Annotated in this window: 12 protein-coding genes; 9 read left to right on the plus strand and 3 right to left on the minus strand. The window is 59.3% G+C overall.

The genetic code is table 11. The annotated features are described in order from the left end of the window. Positions 1 to 144 precede the first annotated feature (144 nt). Positions 145 to 774: a TetR/AcrR family transcriptional regulator gene (locus E8E95_RS04530; protein WP_280348458.1), complete on the plus strand. Its 630-nt coding sequence runs from the start codon at positions 145 to 147 to the stop codon at positions 772 to 774. A 251-nt stretch (positions 775 to 1,025) separates the two neighbouring features. Here E8E95_RS04530 and E8E95_RS04535 read toward each other — a convergent pair whose 3' ends face one another. Continuing rightward, on the minus strand, positions 1,026 to 1,463 hold the full coding sequence (locus tag E8E95_RS04535) for a heme-binding protein (RefSeq protein WP_179057785.1): 438 nt from the start codon (positions 1,461 to 1,463) through the stop codon (positions 1,026 to 1,028). 361 nt (positions 1,464 to 1,824) lie between these two features. Here E8E95_RS04535 and gcl point away from each other — a divergent pair, with 361 nt between their 5' ends. The 7 genes from gcl to E8E95_RS04570 all read left to right on the plus strand — a co-directional run bounded on the left by gcl (position 1,825) and on the right by E8E95_RS04570 (position 10,380). Beyond that, positions 1,825 to 3,600 (plus strand): glyoxylate carboligase, encoded by a 1,776-nt coding sequence (gene gcl / locus E8E95_RS04540; RefSeq protein ID WP_280348461.1) that lies wholly within the window; start codon positions 1,825 to 1,827, stop codon positions 3,598 to 3,600. 92 nt (positions 3,601 to 3,692) lie between these two features. Next, positions 3,693 to 4,475: a hydroxypyruvate isomerase gene (gene hyi / locus E8E95_RS04545; RefSeq protein ID WP_179057783.1), complete on the plus strand. Its 783-nt coding sequence runs from the start codon at positions 3,693 to 3,695 to the stop codon at positions 4,473 to 4,475. A 16-nt stretch (positions 4,476 to 4,491) separates the two neighbouring features. Then, a complete protein-coding gene (locus E8E95_RS04550) occupies positions 4,492 to 5,382 on the plus strand; it encodes a 2-hydroxy-3-oxopropionate reductase (protein WP_280348464.1) in 891 nt (296 codons plus the stop codon). A 261-nt stretch (positions 5,383 to 5,643) separates the two neighbouring features. After that, positions 5,644 to 6,924, plus strand: coding sequence for a glycerate kinase (locus E8E95_RS04555; RefSeq protein ID WP_280348466.1), 1,281 nt, complete (start codon positions 5,644 to 5,646; stop codon positions 6,922 to 6,924). Further along, positions 6,914 to 8,329 (plus strand): pyruvate kinase, encoded by a 1,416-nt coding sequence (gene pyk / locus E8E95_RS04560; RefSeq protein ID WP_280348468.1) that lies wholly within the window; start codon positions 6,914 to 6,916, stop codon positions 8,327 to 8,329. Before E8E95_RS04555 ends, pyk begins: the two co-directional genes overlap by 11 nt. Before the next feature lie 148 nt (positions 8,330 to 8,477). Continuing rightward, positions 8,478 to 9,395 (plus strand): urea transporter, encoded by a 918-nt coding sequence (locus E8E95_RS04565; protein WP_280348470.1) that lies wholly within the window; start codon positions 8,478 to 8,480, stop codon positions 9,393 to 9,395. 385 nt (positions 9,396 to 9,780) lie between these two features. After that, positions 9,781 to 10,380, plus strand: coding sequence for a hypothetical protein (locus E8E95_RS04570; RefSeq protein ID WP_280348472.1), 600 nt, complete (start codon positions 9,781 to 9,783; stop codon positions 10,378 to 10,380). A 455-nt stretch (positions 10,381 to 10,835) separates the two neighbouring features. Here E8E95_RS04570 and E8E95_RS04575 read toward each other — a convergent pair whose 3' ends face one another. Both E8E95_RS04575 and E8E95_RS04580 read right to left on the minus strand, forming a co-directional pair. Then, the gene (locus E8E95_RS04575) at positions 10,836 to 11,402 is read right to left on the minus strand and encodes a GIY-YIG nuclease family protein (RefSeq protein ID WP_280348474.1); all 567 of its coding nucleotides are present in this window, start codon (positions 11,400 to 11,402) and stop codon (positions 10,836 to 10,838) included. 165 nt (positions 11,403 to 11,567) lie between these two features. Next, complete coding sequence (locus tag E8E95_RS04580; RefSeq protein ID WP_280348476.1) at positions 11,568 to 12,380, minus strand: endonuclease NucS domain-containing protein; 813 nt, start codon at positions 12,378 to 12,380, stop codon at positions 11,568 to 11,570. 725 nt (positions 12,381 to 13,105) lie between these two features. Here E8E95_RS04580 and E8E95_RS04585 point away from each other — a divergent pair. Beyond that, positions 13,106 to 17,440: an AAA domain-containing protein gene (locus tag E8E95_RS04585; RefSeq protein WP_280348478.1), complete on the plus strand. Its 4,335-nt coding sequence runs from the start codon at positions 13,106 to 13,108 to the stop codon at positions 17,438 to 17,440. Positions 17,441 to 17,537: the final 97 nt, after the last annotated feature.

Below are 17,537 nucleotides of genomic sequence, written 5' to 3' on the forward strand. Positions count from 1 at the left end.
GAATGGAAACAGAATAGAATTATTTTGTATACAGGAAATTCATCCAGTGGCTCGCTTGAGAGCCATTTGATGCCGGTGATACCATGCCCGACCTCTCGCCGGCCGGCCCTCCGGGCGCTTCGGCGAGCCAATAAAGGAGCCGATGTGAGTAGCATTCGCGAGCGCAACAGAGACCTCATCCTGCGCGCGGCCAGCGAGGAATTCGCCGACAAAGGGTTCGCCGCCACCAAGACGAGCGACATCGCGGCCAAGGCCGGCCTGCCCAAGCCCAACGTCTACTACTACTTCAAGTCGAAAGAGAACCTCTACCGCGAAGTTCTCGAGAGCATCGTCGAGCCGCTCCTGCAGGCATCCGTGCCCTTCAATCAGGCCGGTCATCCCTTTGAGGTGCTCACGGCCTACATCCGCTCGAAGATCCGTATCTCGCGCGACCTCCCCTATGCGTCCAAGGTGTTCGCCAGCGAAATCATGCACGGCGCACCGCACCTTTCGTCGGAACAGACCGAGCAGCTCAACCTGCAGGCAAAGCACAACATCGACTGCATCCAGGGCTGGATCGATCAGGGACTGATGGCCAAGGTAGACCCCCACCACCTGCTCTTCAGCATCTGGGCCGCAACCCAGACCTACGCTGATTTCGACTGGCAGATTTCCACCGTCACCGGCAAGTCCAGCCTCAGCGAGGCCGACTACGACGCCGCTGCAGAAACCATCATTCGCCTGGTGATCAAGGGCTGCGAGGTGGAAGAGAAGGTTTCGGCGAAGAGCGCCTGAGGCCTCGCACCGACTATGGGAACCCCGCGGGCTGCTTTCGCGAATGAATTCGCTCCCACCGTAACCGCCTGCCGACACTCCTAGGCAGCCCTTCGGGCTGCTTGGCGAATGAATTCGCCCCTACAGTAGAGCAGCCCCTTCTAGCCATAGTCGCGATTTGCCCCCCCCAAAAGACTTCGCCCCCACAGAGATGTACTCCCTGTGGGGGCGAATTCATTCGCTGAGGGCTGCGCAGCAGCCCCCATCAACGATCAGGCTGCGCCAGCATCGGCCTTCAGACCAGCCGCTTCCACCGCACTGACCGCGCACTGCTCGTCGATATCGGACGTATCGCCACTGATGCCAATGGCGCCGATCACGACCCCCTCACCATCACGAATCAGCACACCGCCCGGTGCCGGCACCAGGTTGCCGTCGGCCAGGTTGTTCACCGCACCGATGAACGCTGGACGCTGTTGTGCGTCCGCGGCGATCAGGCGCGAGCCCTTGCCCAGGGCCACGGCGCCCCAGGCTTTGCCGATGGCGATCTGTGGACGAAGCATGCTCGCGCCGTCCTGACGCTGCAGGGTGATCAGGTGGCCGCCGGCATCCAGCACGGCAATGGTCAGCGGCGCGGTGCGCAGCTCGCGACCAACGGTCAGGGCGTGATTGGAAATGCTCACAGCGGTTTCCAGGGTCAGGGTGGTCATTTTCAAGCGTTCCTCGTGAGTGGTTGAACCTTGTGCGGCGTCGTCCGGGCCAGGGTTGGCGCACTCCTGTATCCACGCGGGCATTTTCCAGCCCGTCCTGCGACGCATCCGAAAGCTGTAGCTCACTATCCCACCGAACACAAAAAAATCAACAGATAGATACAATCACATTATTTTTTGTATACAGTATTTCCGTCAGCGTTCTGACTACCGCTGGAGAGCCCCATGAAACAGGCGTTTTAAAAGAGTCGACGCCCTGCGACCTTTAGCCTCACAAATGGCCTTGACCCTTCAGTCAGACGATGAATAGAATCCAGCCACGTAGCTTGTATACAATTTTCACAAGAAAGAGGCACAAAACATGGCCAAAATGAGAGCAATCGAGGCTGCCGTCCTGGTGATGCGTCGCGAAGGCATCGACACCGCGTTCGGCATCCCCGGCGCCGCCATCAACCCGCTGTACGCAGCCCTGAACAAGATCGGCGGCATTGACCATGTACTGGCCCGTCACGTCGAAGGCGCCTCGCACATGGCTGAGGGTTACACCCGCACCAACGCCGGCAACATCGGCGTCTGCATCGGCACCTCCGGCCCCGCCGGCACCGACATGGTCACCGGTCTGTACTCGGCATCCGCCGACTCCATCCCGATCCTCTGCATCACCGGCCAGGCTCCGCGTGCCCGCCTGCACAAGGAAGACTTCCAGGCCGTCGATATCACCAGCATCGTCAAGCCCGTCACCAAGTGGGCAACCACCGTTCTGGAGCCGGGCCAGGTGCCTTACGCCTTCCAGAAGGCCTTCTATGAAATGCGCAGCGGCCGTCCGGGCCCCGTGCTGATCGACCTGCCGTTCGACGTGCAGATGGCCGAGATCGAATTCGACATCGACGCCTATCAGCCGCTGCAGGTAGTGAAGCCGTCCGCCAGCCGCATCCAGGCCGAGAAGGCCCTGGCCATGCTGAACGACGCCGAGCGCCCGCTGCTCGTCGCTGGTGGCGGCATCATTAATGCCGATGCCTCGGACAAGCTGGTGGAGTTCGCCGAACTGACCGGCGTACCGGTAGTTCCGACCCTGATGGGCTGGGGCACCATTCCCGATGACCACCCGCTGATGGCTGGCATGTGCGGTCTGCAGACCTCGCACCGCTACGGCAACGCCACCGTGCTGGAGTCCGACCTGGTGTTCGGTATCGGCAACCGCTGGGCCAACCGCCACACCGGTTCCGTCGACGTCTACACCCAGGGCCGCCGCTTCATCCACGTGGACATCGAACCCACTCAGATCGGCCGCGTATTCACCCCGGACCTGGGCATCGTTTCCGACGCTGGTTCCGCGCTGGACGCATTCCTGGAAGTTGCCCGCGAGTGGAAAGCCGCAGGCAAGCTGAAAGACCGCAGCGCCTGGGTCGAATCCTGCCGCGAGCGCAAGCGCACCATGCAGCGCAAGACTCACTTCGACAACGTGCCGGTCAAGCCGCAGCGCGTATACGAAGAGATGAACGAGTTCTTCGGCAAGGACACCTGCTACGTCAGCACCATCGGTCTGTCGCAGATCGCCGGCGCGCAGTTCCTGCACGTCTACAAGCCGCGCCACTGGATCAACTGTGGCCAGGCGGGCCCTCTGGGCTGGACCGTTCCGGCAGCGCTCGGCGTGGTCAAGGCCGACCCGACCCGTCCGGTCGTTGCACTGTCCGGCGACTATGACTTCCAGTTCATGATCGAAGAGCTGGCCGTGGGTGCGCAGTTCAACCTGCCCTACATCCACGTACTGGTGAACAACTCCTACCTGGGTCTGATCCGTCAGGCACAGCGCGGTTTCGAAATCGACTTCTGCGTGCAGCTGTCCTTCGAGAACGTCAACGCACCGGAACTCAACGGCTACGGCGTGGACCACGTCGCAGTGGTCGAGGGCCTGGGCTGCAAGGCGATCCGCGTGCACGACGCCAACGACCTGCAAGCCGCCTTCGCCAAGGCCAAGCAGCTGATGGAAGAGTTCCGCGTACCGGTTGTGGTCGAGGTCATCCTGGAGCGTGTCACCAACATCTCCATGGGTACCGAGATCAACGCCATCAACGAGTTCGAGGAACTGGCCCTGTCTGGCGCCGACGCTCCGACCGCCATCTCGCTGCTGGATTGATTGCCGTCTTCCCCTCTCCTATTCGTGGTGGGAGAGGGGCTTTCACCTCCCCTCTCCCGCTCGCGGGAGAAGGGAAACAGAAGGAGACATTCATGCCCCGTTTTGCCGCCAACCTGTCCATGCTGTTCACCGAAGTGGACTTCCTGGACCGATTCGCCGCTGCCGCCGAAGCCGGCTTCAGTGGTGTCGAATACCTCTTCCCCTACGACTTCCCCGTAGAGGAAATCCGCGCACGCCTGGACGCCAACAAACTGGAGCAGGTGCTGTTCAACCTGCCGGCCGGTGATTGGGGCAAGGGCGAGCGCGGCATCGCCTGCCACCCCGACCGCGTGGAAGAGTTCCGTGCCGGTGTGGACAAGGCCATCGCCTACGCCAAGGTGCTGGGCAATACCCAGATCAACTGCCTGGCCGGCATCCGCCCGCAGGGCTACGACTGCGCGACCATCGAGAGCACCTTCGTCGAGAACCTCAAGTTCGCCGCCGAGAAGCTCCAGGCCGCCGGCATCAAGCTGGTGATGGAAGCCATCAACACCCGCGACATCCCCGGCTTCTACCTGAACAACACCAAGCAGGCCCTGGCCATCCGCGAAAAAGTGGGCAGCGCCAACCTGTTCCTGCAGTACGACATCTACCACATGCAAATCATGGAAGGAGACCTGGCGCGCACCGTCGAGTCCAACCTGGCCGCGATCAACCATGTGCAGCTTGCCGACAACCCGGGCCGCAACGAGCCGGGCACTGGCGAGATCAACTACCGCTTCCTCTTCGCGCACCTGGACCGTATCGGCTACCAGGGCTGGATCGGCTGTGAATACAAGCCGGCAACCACCACCGCTGCCGGCCTGGGCTGGCTGAAAACCCATAACGCCATCTAAGAACGAGGTATTCAACATGGCCAAGATCGGATTCATCGGCACCGGCATCATGGGCAAGCCCATGGCTCAGAACCTGCAGAAAGCCGGCCACACCCTGTTCTTCTCCGAACACTTCGACAAGGCTCCGGCCGACCTGCTGGGCGAGAACGGTGTTGCCCTGGCCAACCCCAAAGAGGTTGCCCAGGAAGCCGAGTTCATCATCGTCATGGTTCCGGACACCCCCCAGGTCGACGACGTCCTGTTCCGCAAGGACGGCATTGCCGAAGGCGTTGGTGCCGGCAAAGTCGTGATCGACATGAGCTCCATCTCCCCCACCGCCACCAAGGTCTTCGCCGAGAAGATCAAGGCGACCGGCGCTGCCTACCTGGACGCCCCGGTATCCGGTGGTGAAGTAGGTGCCAAGGCTGCGACCCTGAGCATCATGGTCGGTGGCTGCCCGAACGCCTTCGAACGCGCGCTGCCGCTGTTCCAGGCCATGGGCAAGAACATCACCCGCGTGGGTGCAAACGGTGACGGCCAGACCGCCAAGGTAGCCAACCAGATCATCGTTGCCCTGAACATCCAGGCCGTCGCCGAAGCGCTGCTGTTCGCTGCCAAGAACGGCGCCGATCCGGCCAAGGTACGTGAAGCGCTGATGGGCGGCTTCGCCGGCTCCAAGATCCTGGAAGTCCACGGCGATCGCATGATCAAGGGCACCTTCGATCCGGGCTTCCGTATCAGCCTGCACCAGAAGGACCTGAACCTGGCACTGTCCGGCGCCCGCGAACTGGGCCTGAACCTGCCGAACACCGCCAATGCCCAGCAAGTGTTCAGCACCTGCGCGGCCCTTGGTGGCAGCAACTGGGACCACTCCGGCCTGATCAAGGGCCTGGAGCACATGTCCAACTTCTCGATTCGCGAGGAGTGATGTTTCGTAGGACGGGTTGAGCGTCAGCGCTGCCCATCGAGCCGGCAGCTCCCGCGATGGCCAGCGCCCGCTTTCCCCGTCCTACGATCCCTTTCGACCCTCCTGGTCCGCGGTGACACGGCGCCAACGACCAGGAAGGTCGATTCCAGTCCCGAGCCGCTGCGTGCGGCGGCTCGGGACTGAAATCGGCCTTGAACGCCCGGCGATTCCAATCGCCGGCATGCCGCCCCACAAGAAGCATTCGGCCACCTGGAGCCTGCCATGTCCCTCGATCCCAAAGCCTTCCTGCGCGACCTGTTCGCCACCGCCATCGCCGCCGCACACCCACGCCAGGTCCTGGCTGATCATCTGCCCGCCGATCGTTCCGGGCGCGTCATCGTCATCGGTGCCGGCAAGGCTGCCGCCGCCATGGCCGAAGTGATCGAGCGCGAGTGGCAAGGCGAGATCTCCGGCCTGGTGGTGACCCGCTACGACCACGGCGCCAACTGCAAGAAGATCGAAGTGGTCGAGGCCGCCCACCCGGTACCCGATGCCGCTGGCCTGGAAACCGCTCAGCGCGTACTGGAACTGGTGAGCAATCTCGATGAATCGGACCGGGTGATCTTCCTGCTCTCCGGCGGCGGTTCCTCTCTGCTCGCCCTGCCCGCCGAAGGCCTGACCCTCAAGGACAAGCAGGCGATCAACAAGGCCCTGCTGAAATCCGGCGCCTCCATCTCCGAGATGAACTGCGTGCGCAAGCACCTCTCGGCGATCAAGGGCGGCCGTCTGGCCAAGGCCTGCTGGCCGGCGACCGTCTACACCTATGCGATCTCCGACGTGCCGGGCGACGAGGCCACTGTGATTGCCTCCGGCCCCACCGTTGCCGACCCGACGACGTCGGCCGAAGCCCTGGCGATCCTCGCCCGCTACGAAATCGAAGTACCAGCCCACGTGCGCGCCTGGCTGCAGGACCCACGTTCGGAAACCGTCAAACCGGGTGATCCCTGCCTGTCCCGCAGCCACTTCCAGTTGATCGCCACGCCCCAGCAATCCCTCGACGCCGCCGCCGAGAAAGTCCGCGCCGCCGGCCTCACTCCGCTGATCCTTGGCGACCTGGAAGGTGAATCCCGCGAGGTCGCCAAGGTCCATGCCGGCATCGCCCGCCAGGTCGTGCTGCATGGCCAGCCGATCAAGCCGCCATGCGTGATCCTCTCCGGCGGCGAGACCACCGTGACCGTGCGCGGCAATGGCCGTGGCGGGCGCAATGCCGAGTTCCTGCTGAGCCTGACCAACACCCTGAAGGGCCTGCCGGGCGTCTACGCCCTGGCCGGCGACACCGACGGCATCGACGGCTCCGAGGACAACGCAGGCGCCATCATGACCCCCTGCAGCTACGCTCGCGCCGCCAAGCAGGAGCTGTCCGCCAGCGACGAACTGGACAACAACAACGGATACGGGTATTTCGCCGCACTCGGTGATCTCATCGTCACCGAGCCGACCCGTACCAACGTGAACGACTTCCGCGCCATCCTGATCCTCGAGAGCCCTGAAAATGACGCCTGACAAGAAAGTAAAAATCCTCGCCACCCTCGGTCCGGCGATCAAAGGCATCGACGACATCCGCCAACTGGTGGAAGCCGGCGTCAACCTGTTCCGCCTGAACTTCAGCCACGGTGAACACGCCGATCACGCCCAGCGCTATCAGTGGGTGCGTGAAGTCGAGCGCCAGCTGAACTACCCCATCGGCATCCTGATGGACCTGCAAGGCCCGAAACTGCGCGTCGGCCGCTTCGCCGACGGCAAGGTGAACCTCGAGCGTGGCCAGGCCTTCCGCCTGGACCTGGACAGCCCCCCTGGCGACGCGCGCCGGGTCAACCTGCCGCACCCGGAAATCATCGAGGCCCTGGAACCCGGCATGAACCTGCTGCTGGACGACGGTCGTCTGCGCCTGCAAGTGACCGCCAGCCACGCCGATGCAGTGGAAACCACCGTGATTGCCGGCGGCGAACTGTCCGACCGCAAGGGCGTCAACGTGCCGGAAGCGGTGCTGCAACTCTCGCCGCTGACCGCCAAGGACCGCCGTGACCTGGACTTCGGCCTGGACCTGGGCGTGGACTGGGTCGCCCTGTCGTTCGTGCAGCGCCCTGAAGACATCGTCGAAGCCCGCGAGCTGATCAAGGGCCGCGCCTTCCTCATGGCCAAGATCGAGAAGCCCTCGGCCGTGGTGCACCTGGAAGAGATCGCCCGCCTCTGCGACGCCATCATGGTTGCCCGTGGCGACCTGGGCGTCGAAGTGCCGGCGGAGAATGTGCCGCGCATCCAGAAAGACATCATCCGCACCTGCCGCCAACTGGGCCGTCCGGTCGTGGTGGCCACGCAGATGCTGGAATCCATGCGCTTCTCCCCTGCCCCGACCCGCGCCGAGGTGACCGACGTTGCCAACGCGGTGGCCGAGGGTACCGACGCCGTGATGCTGTCCGCTGAAACCGCGTCCGGCGACTACCCGCTGGAAACCGTGCAGATGATGAGCAAGATCATTCGCCAGGTGGAAAACGGCCCGGACTTCCAGAGCCAGCTCGACGTCAGTCGTCCGCAGGCCGAGGCCACCTCGTCAGATGCCATCAGCTGCGCAATCCGCCGCATCAGCAGCATCCTGCCGGTAGCCGCACTGGTGAACTACACCGAGTCCGGCAGCTCCAGCCTGCGCGCTTCCCGCGAGCGGCCGAAGGCACCGATCCTCAGCCTGACGCCGAATCTGCATACCGCACGTCGCCTGACCGTGGCCTGGGGTATCTACTCGGTCGTCAACGAACGCCTGCACAAGGTCGAGGAAGTCACCAGTACCGCTCTGGAGATCGCCCAGGCCCAAGGCATGGCCAAGCGTGGCGATACCGTAGTGATCACCGCCGGCGTGCCGTTCGGTCAGCCGGGCAGCACCAACAGCCTGCGGATCGAGACCCTGAACTGATGTGAAACACCCGGTGCGACGGTTTCCGAAGAGAACCCGCGCGCCCCGCCCCGGCCTTGATGCCGGGGCGATAACAGAAATCCCATCTGGCTAATGCCAGTTAATCGGCGCCCGCTTACCCGGGCGCCTACTTTTTTTGCAAGCTGCCATGTACCGACTGCCCCTACGACCCGAAGTCCGTAGCTGGGCTTCTGCCCAGTTGAACGGTTTCAGCCAGATATTCCTCCAGCGCCATCCCGCGTGCGGCGCGCTGATCCTGCTCGCCATCGCGGTGGGCGCTCCCAACCTGCTGGGCGGAGCCCTGCTCGGCGGAGCTGCCTCCTGGCTCACCGCCGTACGCCGCCGCTATGCCCCGGCAGACATCGAAGCCGGACTCTACGGCTACAACGGTGTACTGCTCGGCCTGTTACTGAGCGCGCGCTTCGAACCTTCGCTCTACCTGGCGCTGCTGATTCTCTGCGCCAGCGGGTTGTCCAGCCTGGTGCTCAATCCCCTGCTCAAGGCGGTTCGCCAGCGCAACTGGCTGCCCGCCTACACCTCGCCGTTCGTTGGCCTCGGCTGGCTGTTGCTGGCTCTGGGAGGGCCGCTGGAACTGACGCCCACCCCGGTGGTTGCCACCACCCTGCAATTCAACTGGGTCGATACGCCGCTGGCGATCGTGCGAGGCATCGGCCAGGTGATCTTCCTCGATCAGCCGATAGCCGGCGCCCTGGTACTCGGTGCCCTGTTCCTCGCCGGATGGCGAGTCGGCGTCTGGGCTCTGCTGGGCTCTGGTACCGCCCTGGCCCTGGCACTCCTCCAGGGAATGCCGATGCAAGCGGTGCTGGCCGGACTGTTCAGCCTCAACGGAGCGCTGATCGCCCTGGCACTGGGCAAGGACCTGCGCCGCCCCTGGTGCTCGCTGGCTGGCATCCTGCTGGGCGTTGCCCTGCAACCCGGTTTCGCCGCCGTCGGCCTGCCAGCCATGACTGCGCCCTTCATCCTCGCTTGCTGGCTGGTGCTGGTGGCCAAGCGAATGATGGGACTGGCACAGCCTGCACCGTCACGGACACGCGCCCTCAAATGAAAAAGCCCGGACCAGGTCCGGGCTTTTTATTCACACAGGCCAAGCATTTCATGGTCTTAAAATAAAAATCTACGCCAACCCCACACCCAGCCCCACACTTTCGAAATGCGTGTGACTCGATTGAGCTGAAACAGCACGGCGCGCAAGCAGTTCAGATGTCCGACCAGATGGCGACCGGGGCGCATATAGCCATAGTAGAGAACAGGCAGCTTCGACCGCGCGAGTAACCACAGATCTTAGCCACCGATTTGCTTTCGACCTGACCAGTCGTTTCCCTCGGGTTGCGAGCAAAATGACTTCAGAGGCTGGGTGGGCTTGGCATCATTACTCTCAGAAAGGTACAACCAGCTTTCGTCCGCACTGCTGGGGAGGGGGTAATCACGGAATGAATATCTACGAAATGTACGTTGAACACTGGAAGCGCCCTGGCTTCTGGGTAAGGCGCACAACGTGGGGCAACACGATTGCAAAGATCAAAGAGGTAGGTGAACTGGTGGGGCGAGCCCCTTACTACGGAAACCCACAGGTCGTTGCCGTTGTGTTTGACCTTCACACAGGGGAATTGAAAGACGAGTATTTTGTCATCGACACCGCTGGTACATACAAGACTTGGCGATGGGTTAATCCTCCCAGTTGGAGCGGCGAGCCAGACTTCGATCCAAAAGCGGGTCGAGCGATACTCAACGTTCCCTATGCAGAAAACCGGCGGGCAAGCAGCATTGGCGCTCGGTGGTCCGCTTTGCTGGGTGCATGGTGGATAGCTGAGACTGATGAGAAGGCCCTAGCCAAGGCAAAGGATCGTGGCTACATGGAACCGATCCCCCATAGGATTTACTTCTCTGGCACCTTTGAGCAAAGGCTTACCGCAAAGGATTCCGGCGCGAAATGGGAATCCCGTAAGCAACTTTGGTCGCTTCCGACCACGGAAACTGAGGCCATCGACAAGCTACGAATCGCTGGGTTTCAGGAAGTAGACCCTACCTAATTAGCTGGCTTCGGCCGCGCGTGAGCAACAAGCCGGTGAGTATTGTTCTGGCTGGATTTAGGCTAGGCCCTTCTTCGGTAGGGCCCACCAGACCTCAATGTTCACCCCATTCAGCTTGGGATAGGCTTTTGTCCGCATTATGCGCTTGCCGATACAATTCGGATCAGATATCAGCCATCGACTGGAGCTACTTGGATATGGGGTAGCAGGCACGCCGAAGTGCGGCACCACAGATGCGGTTCAGTAGCTGCCACTCTCGAGAGGCAGCTTCCGGCCAACAGCGGTCATACAGTATCTACAGATTGCTGTCCTTCATGACAGGCAGCTATCGGCCAGAAGCAGCCTGTCACATCCAGCCGGCATGAGTGGAAGATTAGAGTCGAGAAAGTAAATCTGTCCTCAAATCCTCAAATCCTCAAATCCTCAAATCCTCAAATCCTCAAATCCTCAAATCCTCAAATCCTCTCGAATATCAGGCCTCGAATCTCCAGCTGACCTGCCTTCTTCCACTTTATCCGTGCGGTTTGGCGGCCAGGAGTTGCTTCTCCGAATAGCTCAAGCCATGCATTTCGAAAGCTCTTGTATATCACCCCATTGACCCTGCATTGGGGGCTGTCTAGACGTGCTTCCCGCACCTCCGGAATGTCCCAGCCGTTCATTCTGGACGGGACTTTGCTGTGGCCGTCGATGTCGCACACCTCATAACCCTTACACAACGGCGACTCTAGCGCGGCGTGGAGGAGGTTACTCACTAGGCGCAGGTAGCCAATACGAAAACATTCCGTACGGCCATCAGTGATGCGACTCGCCCCCTTGCCGCGTGCGTTTTGTAGTGAACGCAGGATTAGCAACTCGATGTGACGCGCGACTTCGATACTTGGCAGCTTGTAGAGCGTTCCCTCAGCGACGATGAAGTCTTGGCGGGTGTGCTTGTGGAGACGACTGGTAGGCACCTTGCTGATACCAACCTTGAACACATCGCCGCCACTGTGGACGAGCAGGTATAGATACCCATGGGACATGGTCAGCACTCCGAAAGTTGAAACGTATTTATTTTCTCTAGCCTAGCCATGCCTACACCCATACATTTCTAGGGCAGGAAAAATAAATCCATCCACTTTCCGCACCAATAATGCAGAATTCTTGAGCATCTAGCTGGATAGACTCTTGCGGCAATCGAACGAGACTTAAATCAAGCGAAGTGAACGATCAACGACGAGCTTGGCCTGTTGCAATGCCAAACCGAACTCTATGGAATTCTGCAACGGCACGTCCCACCAAATATGCTCATGGGAGCTTGATGCCTGCGTCTTACATTTACGCCTAAACCCGTGACGCGAAAGAAATTCAGTAAAATCACTTCGGACGACAACACCTGACGAAATGTAGCAGTGACGGTGCTTGCGATTTACGCCACCAAGTTTTACTCCGCGGTAGTAAACAGCGGTTTGCATCCTTCCCGACTGCACAATGAAATGCATAGTTCTTTCGAGCCCGCGCAATAGCGAGGCCGTGGCGTGCGGCATTTCACTGAACGCCCCCTCATTGTCGATTGCCTCCCATAGACCCGATTTTCCAGTGCCTCCATGTAGTACGCCGGCAGCTCTGCGTTCGCCAATAAGATCTTTCTCACCAAGACCGCGCGCCAACATTAGTGCCTCACATTTCGAATATGAGATAGCAAGCGTCTTGACTCCTGAATTTTCGGCTTGCTCCGCGACTTGGTTGGGTATCTCATGAGCAACAACCCATGGCATTACTGCGGCACCGTCCAGCAATGCAGATAGTTCTTCGGAATAGCGGATGGCTTGAGTGATCGCGTCCGGCTTAGCGCGCCCCTTCTTCAGTTCGATGAGGTGACGATTTCCAGCGCCATCCGCAATTAGCAGATCTAAACGGCCAGAGGGCAGCGAAAGTTGCTGAGCAAGCAGATTCCAGCCTGCCCCGAAGATATCCTCCAAACAGCTTCTAACAAGTATCTCTAGGGCTCGCTCATGCATGGTGAATTACTCCAACTGCGGCAATCATAGAGTTTCCAATTTCCGTCCGACGGTGTGACTAACCGGCAGAGGAGAAGGATCGAACGGCAAGTTCTGTAGTTTTTGTACACCGCCTCTGGCCGTGGCTATTGACTGGGATCAGGAAAGACGCGTGAAAAGGTACGCATCGGTCCCCATCAAAATGACCATTGCAGTTAGCCGCTTAGGATGCTTTCGGCCGGCCAGGAGCTCGCGAAGGCGCGATCAGAGGTCGCTCGACGGCAGGAGGCGATAGATTCGAAGGGCAGCTATTGGCCGATTTTTTGAAAAAGTAGCTGCTGCCCCAAGCCCCCCCCTTTTCGATCTTTCCCGGCCCTATCACTTTTTGTACAGAGACTACGCCGAGTGCGTGCTGCAAGCTTGCCAGCCGCTGGTCGGGACCGGTCGGGGACTTCTACAAGACATTGCCGCATGTCAATTGGGATCAACTGGCCGTGGCGCATGTTGAAATCGAGGGAAGCAGTAACCCCTCGGTTTTGAGGTCGCCGCGACCTCCTGTAGTGAGTTCATATGCAAAGGCTTCTAACCGTCCCCACCACCTTGGCAGGCGTTAGCCTACTGTGGGTGGTCAATGGCATTTACCTGCGCAACCGCTGGAACCATCAGACTTGCAACGGCGGTGCAAAATGACGCGTTCACATTACCTGCTGGCCGGCTGCACCAGCCAAAGATTTTAGGAGTACCTGATGGAAACTCTTGGAAACGAACTTCGGCCAGTCGCCATTCGGATAAGTCAGTACTTCCGAGACTTTCTGGAGTCCGACTTTAAACGTCAGCAAGCGCCGCGCCGGCGGATCGTACTAACCACGGACACAGGATTCCGGTCGGGGATGCGAACGTCACCCTATCCAGCCCTGGACCGCGATTTGTGGAATCTCCTCGGCCGGCCCTCGGGTGAGGATCTGTCACTGACGATGGACCCTCGGCGATATACGCGTCCGATCAGCGATGTGCTTCGCAAGGTCATTCAAGAACAGGTCAACGCCATCCCATCATCTTCCCTGGAATCAGTCCATGCAGCGGTAGATAGCGAGGCTGTCGAAACCTACGCGAAGGCCGTCGATGATCCGGAGCGGTGGGTTGAGTCGATTCAGGGCCTCCTGGGAAGCCAGGCTGCCGAACACATCATCAAGCCGTTGCTCGCCCATCTGGATGGTCCATTGCGTAGCCAGGCTTACTGGGTGATGGATTCTCTGTTTGCTGCGGAGAATGATCTTGTCGACCGGGTCTGCGGCGATTTGGCCCGTGTTTTACCCGAGCTCCTGGCCAAACTGCTCGCTACCCAGGACCCAGCACCGCTGAGGGAAGCAATCCCGCAGTTTCTAACGCTTGAAGGTACTCGCCAAGCCCTGATGTCCTTCTTTGAGGGGTTCGTGGCAGCAGATGCCTATCATGAATTTCGCGACCTGGAGACTTACGTTGCCACCAGCGACGGAATGCAACTTTACCTATACATCGGAGCACTTAAATACCGCGGAAACCAATACCCGCTGTTCTTCATCCCTATTGACGTGCATAGGTCGGAGCGCGACTCCGGATACACGCTGAAGCTGCACAACCAGCTCTATGCAAACCGCAAGGCGATCGACTTCGTCTTGCAGGAGTTGGCAGCGGGAATGGAGCGCTCCTGGGTTGCCCCGATCTCTGAGCGGATCACCTATATCCGACCGGAACAATCCATCTACGAAGAGGCTCGCGTTCTGTTCCAGCGAGTGGCAAACGCTATGGATCTGGGTGGCAAGGTCGACCTCGCTTCGACTGCCACTGACGCCTCAACTTCGGCCGCGGGACTCTCGAGTGCCCTCTTTCTCGCCGCATACGAGCGATCGGACGAGGCATTGCTCAATGACTACGAGGAGATCCTTGACTCGCTCAAACGTGGCGGGTCTGCCGTAGTGGACCTGTTCGAGGGAATTGTCGGCGGCGTCCTGCGCGAAAACCCAAAGTCCATTAAGCCGGCGGTGGAGGACGAGTGGGACTCTCTGCCGATGGTTGACCGAATGGTCTATGACTCCCCCATTCCTCTGAACGAGGAGCAACGTAAGGTACTGATGGCCGTCCGGAGCGAGGAAGGCAAGATTGTTGTCGTCTCGGGTCCTCCTGGAACTGGGAAGAGCCACACCATTACAGCGATTGCTGCGGACTGCGCATTTAACCAGCGCTCCTGTCTTGTGCTTTCAGATAAGACCGAGGCCTTGGATGTGGTTTACGACAAGCTTTCGGAAGCCATGTCCCGCGTTCGCCACGATCCGGAATTTCCAAATCCGATCCTCCGGTTGGGTCAACAGGCTCACAATTTCCGCAAACTAACCTCAAACCAGGCGGTGGCACAGATCGGGGCCTACGCCAAAGCGATGAAGGCAAATCAGCCCAAGCTCGAGGCTGAACGCTTGAGTCGGTCTGAGCATCTGAAGGAACAGATTCAGCGGACTGTGACGACCTTGGGGACAGTCGAATTGGCAAGCGTCCAGGCGATGCATCAGGACGAAGCTACGCTGGCAAGCAAGTCGCCGAAGCTGTTGGAGGTCCTAAAGCGGGCAAGCAGTTCTAACCTCATTTCTGAGCTGAAGGTCATCTCCGAGCAACTGGAGGGTGTCGAGCAGTACCTCACCGACGTTTTCGCAGAGGGGGATTTCACTCCCTTGAGCCTATGGAACAGGACTAGGCGGGACGCGCTGATGGCGAAGTTCCTCTTAGGTAATCCGACCCCGCAATGGGACCTATTTGAGTCGTTAAACCCGGACCAGCTGCGCACGCTTGGAAACCTGCTTCTGAACTTCACTCAGTTGAGGATGCCGCTGTTCGGCTACCTCTTCCGCACAAGTCAGGTTCGTGACCTTCAAAACCAGCTCAATGCCCTACCCGTCTCAAGTCCCATGCAGCTCAAAAAAGAGCAGATGCGACTGCGCGAGCTTGTGGAAGCGGCCAGTCAGCTGCGCCAGAAGCTGCAAAGTGAGAAGCTCGAGGACGAGTTTGAGAGCTGCTACCGTACGCTGGCACGGGGCGCTATGCCGAGCGCCATTTCAGAAGTAGTCATCAAGGCTCTGGCAATTTTCCGCCGCATCGATGCGGAGATAGTTGACGTGCTGCTTGAGGAGCCCGAAGACGATCCGCAGTTGTGGGCCCTGTCTGTGAGGTTCCTTTACGGCTGGCTTCGGACTCGAGATATTTTCGCTGCCGCCCCTCAGTACGACTACGTGGGCACCAAAAATCAACTCGAGCGCCTCAATACCTCCGTGATGAATGCTCATGTTGACAGTCGTCTGCTGAGTTTCATGGAGAACTACCGGTCGGATGCACGTGCCTTGGCCGGGGTGATTGCTAACCGACAGAAGTTCCCCGAGGACAAGTTCGACTACGTTCGGGAGAGCTTCCCGGTCATCATTGCGAGCATTCGGGAATTTGGTGAGTTCATGCCACTAGCCCCAGATATGTTCGACGTGGTGGTCATCGATGAGGCGTCTCAGGTGTCGGTCGCCCAGGCGCTTCCCGCGTTACTCCGAGCGAAGAAGGTCGTTGTGTTGGGTGATGACAAGCAGTTCTCGAACGTGAAGTCAGCCAATGCCAGCATCGAACAGAACGAGAAGTACCGGAGTGAACTGAAGAATTACTTCAGGACCCATGTGAGCGATGCAGCAGATTCCCTTCAGCGTCTATCCATGTTTGATGTCAAACGCTCCATCCTTGAGTTCTGCAACCATGCTGCCTCGTACTCCATCATGTTACTCAAGCATTTCCGGTCCTACCAGGAGCTGATTGGGTACTCGTCCGGCACGTTCTACGGACACCAGTTACAGGCGATCAAGATCCGGGGAATCCCGGTTGATGAGGTAATCCGATTCAATCAGGTCGACCCTTCTGGCCATAAAGTCACTCGCGGCACCAATGGAGCGGAAGCCGAATTTATCCTTGAACGGCTCCTTAAACTGGTTGAGGAGGAAGAACCGCCGACAGTGGGCATCATCACGCCCTTCCGCGAACAGCAGACACTTATCTCAAAGTTACTGTTCAATCATCCTCACGGGGCGGACTTCGAGCGCTTGCTTCGCTTGAAGGTAATGACATTCGACAGTTGCCAAGGTGAAGAACGCAAAATCATCTTCTATTCGATGGTAGCCACCGTTGATGCAGATGCTCTGAACTACATCTTCCCGGTCGAGCTGAGCGACGCTGAACAGGCTGTTGAGCAAAAATTGAAAGTGCAACGGCTTAACGTTGGATTCAGTCGGGCTCAAGAGATGGTTTGGTTCGTGCTTTCTAAACCATTGAGTGAGTTCCGTGGTGCAATTGGCCAAGCCTTAAATCACTACGCAAACGTGCTGGAGAACGCGGAAAGGCTCCCAACTGTGGGGGACACCGATCAGTCCAGCCCGATGGAAGCCAAGGTGTTGGATTGGTTCCAGAAGACCAAATTCTATCAGGCCAACATGGACGTCATTGACGTATTTGCCCAATTCGAGCTCGGTGCTTACCTGCGACAGCTCGACCCAACCTACGAGCACCCAAACTGGAGAGTGGATTTTCTGGTCACGTACCAGTCCAAGAAAGGTCCAATACAGATTGTGATCGAGTACGATGGATTTGAGTATCATTTCGCCAAGGGCAAGCATATCCACGTGGGCAACCACGAACGTTACTTGAATGAGGCAGACGTGGAGCGTCAGCTGACGTTGGAGAGCTACGGGTACCGGTTCCTCCGTATCAATCGTTTCAACTTGGGCGCCGATCCTGTGGAAACAATGTCGGATCGCCTTTACCAGTTGGTCGAGATGGCGGTTGGCGAGCAGATATCGGACGCTGTGAACCACATACAGTCCCAAGCAAAGGGGCTGGCAACCAAGGATCTCAAGCCGTGTACGCGGTGCGGTGAGATCCGAGAAAAGGTCGAATACTTCGACCAGACACTGTCTGGTGGCGCCGGTAGTTATGGACGAGTGTGCATGCCCTGCAAACGTGGCCAGGCGAAAGAGAAATCAACGCACCTCAGCCATCGCGGATACGACCAACGGCGCTGGCGTTAACTGAGTAGGGGCGGTCGCAAAGACAATGCAAAAGGTCCAAAGAAATATTGATCGCCCCCTCAACCACAAAGCCGAGAGATCTCTCCAGGTTGCAACT

It is taken from the genome of Pseudomonas sp. BN414, assembly GCF_029871275.1.
In the GTDB taxonomy this organism is placed as follows: Bacteria; Pseudomonadota; Gammaproteobacteria; order Pseudomonadales; family Pseudomonadaceae; genus Metapseudomonas; species Metapseudomonas resinovorans_C.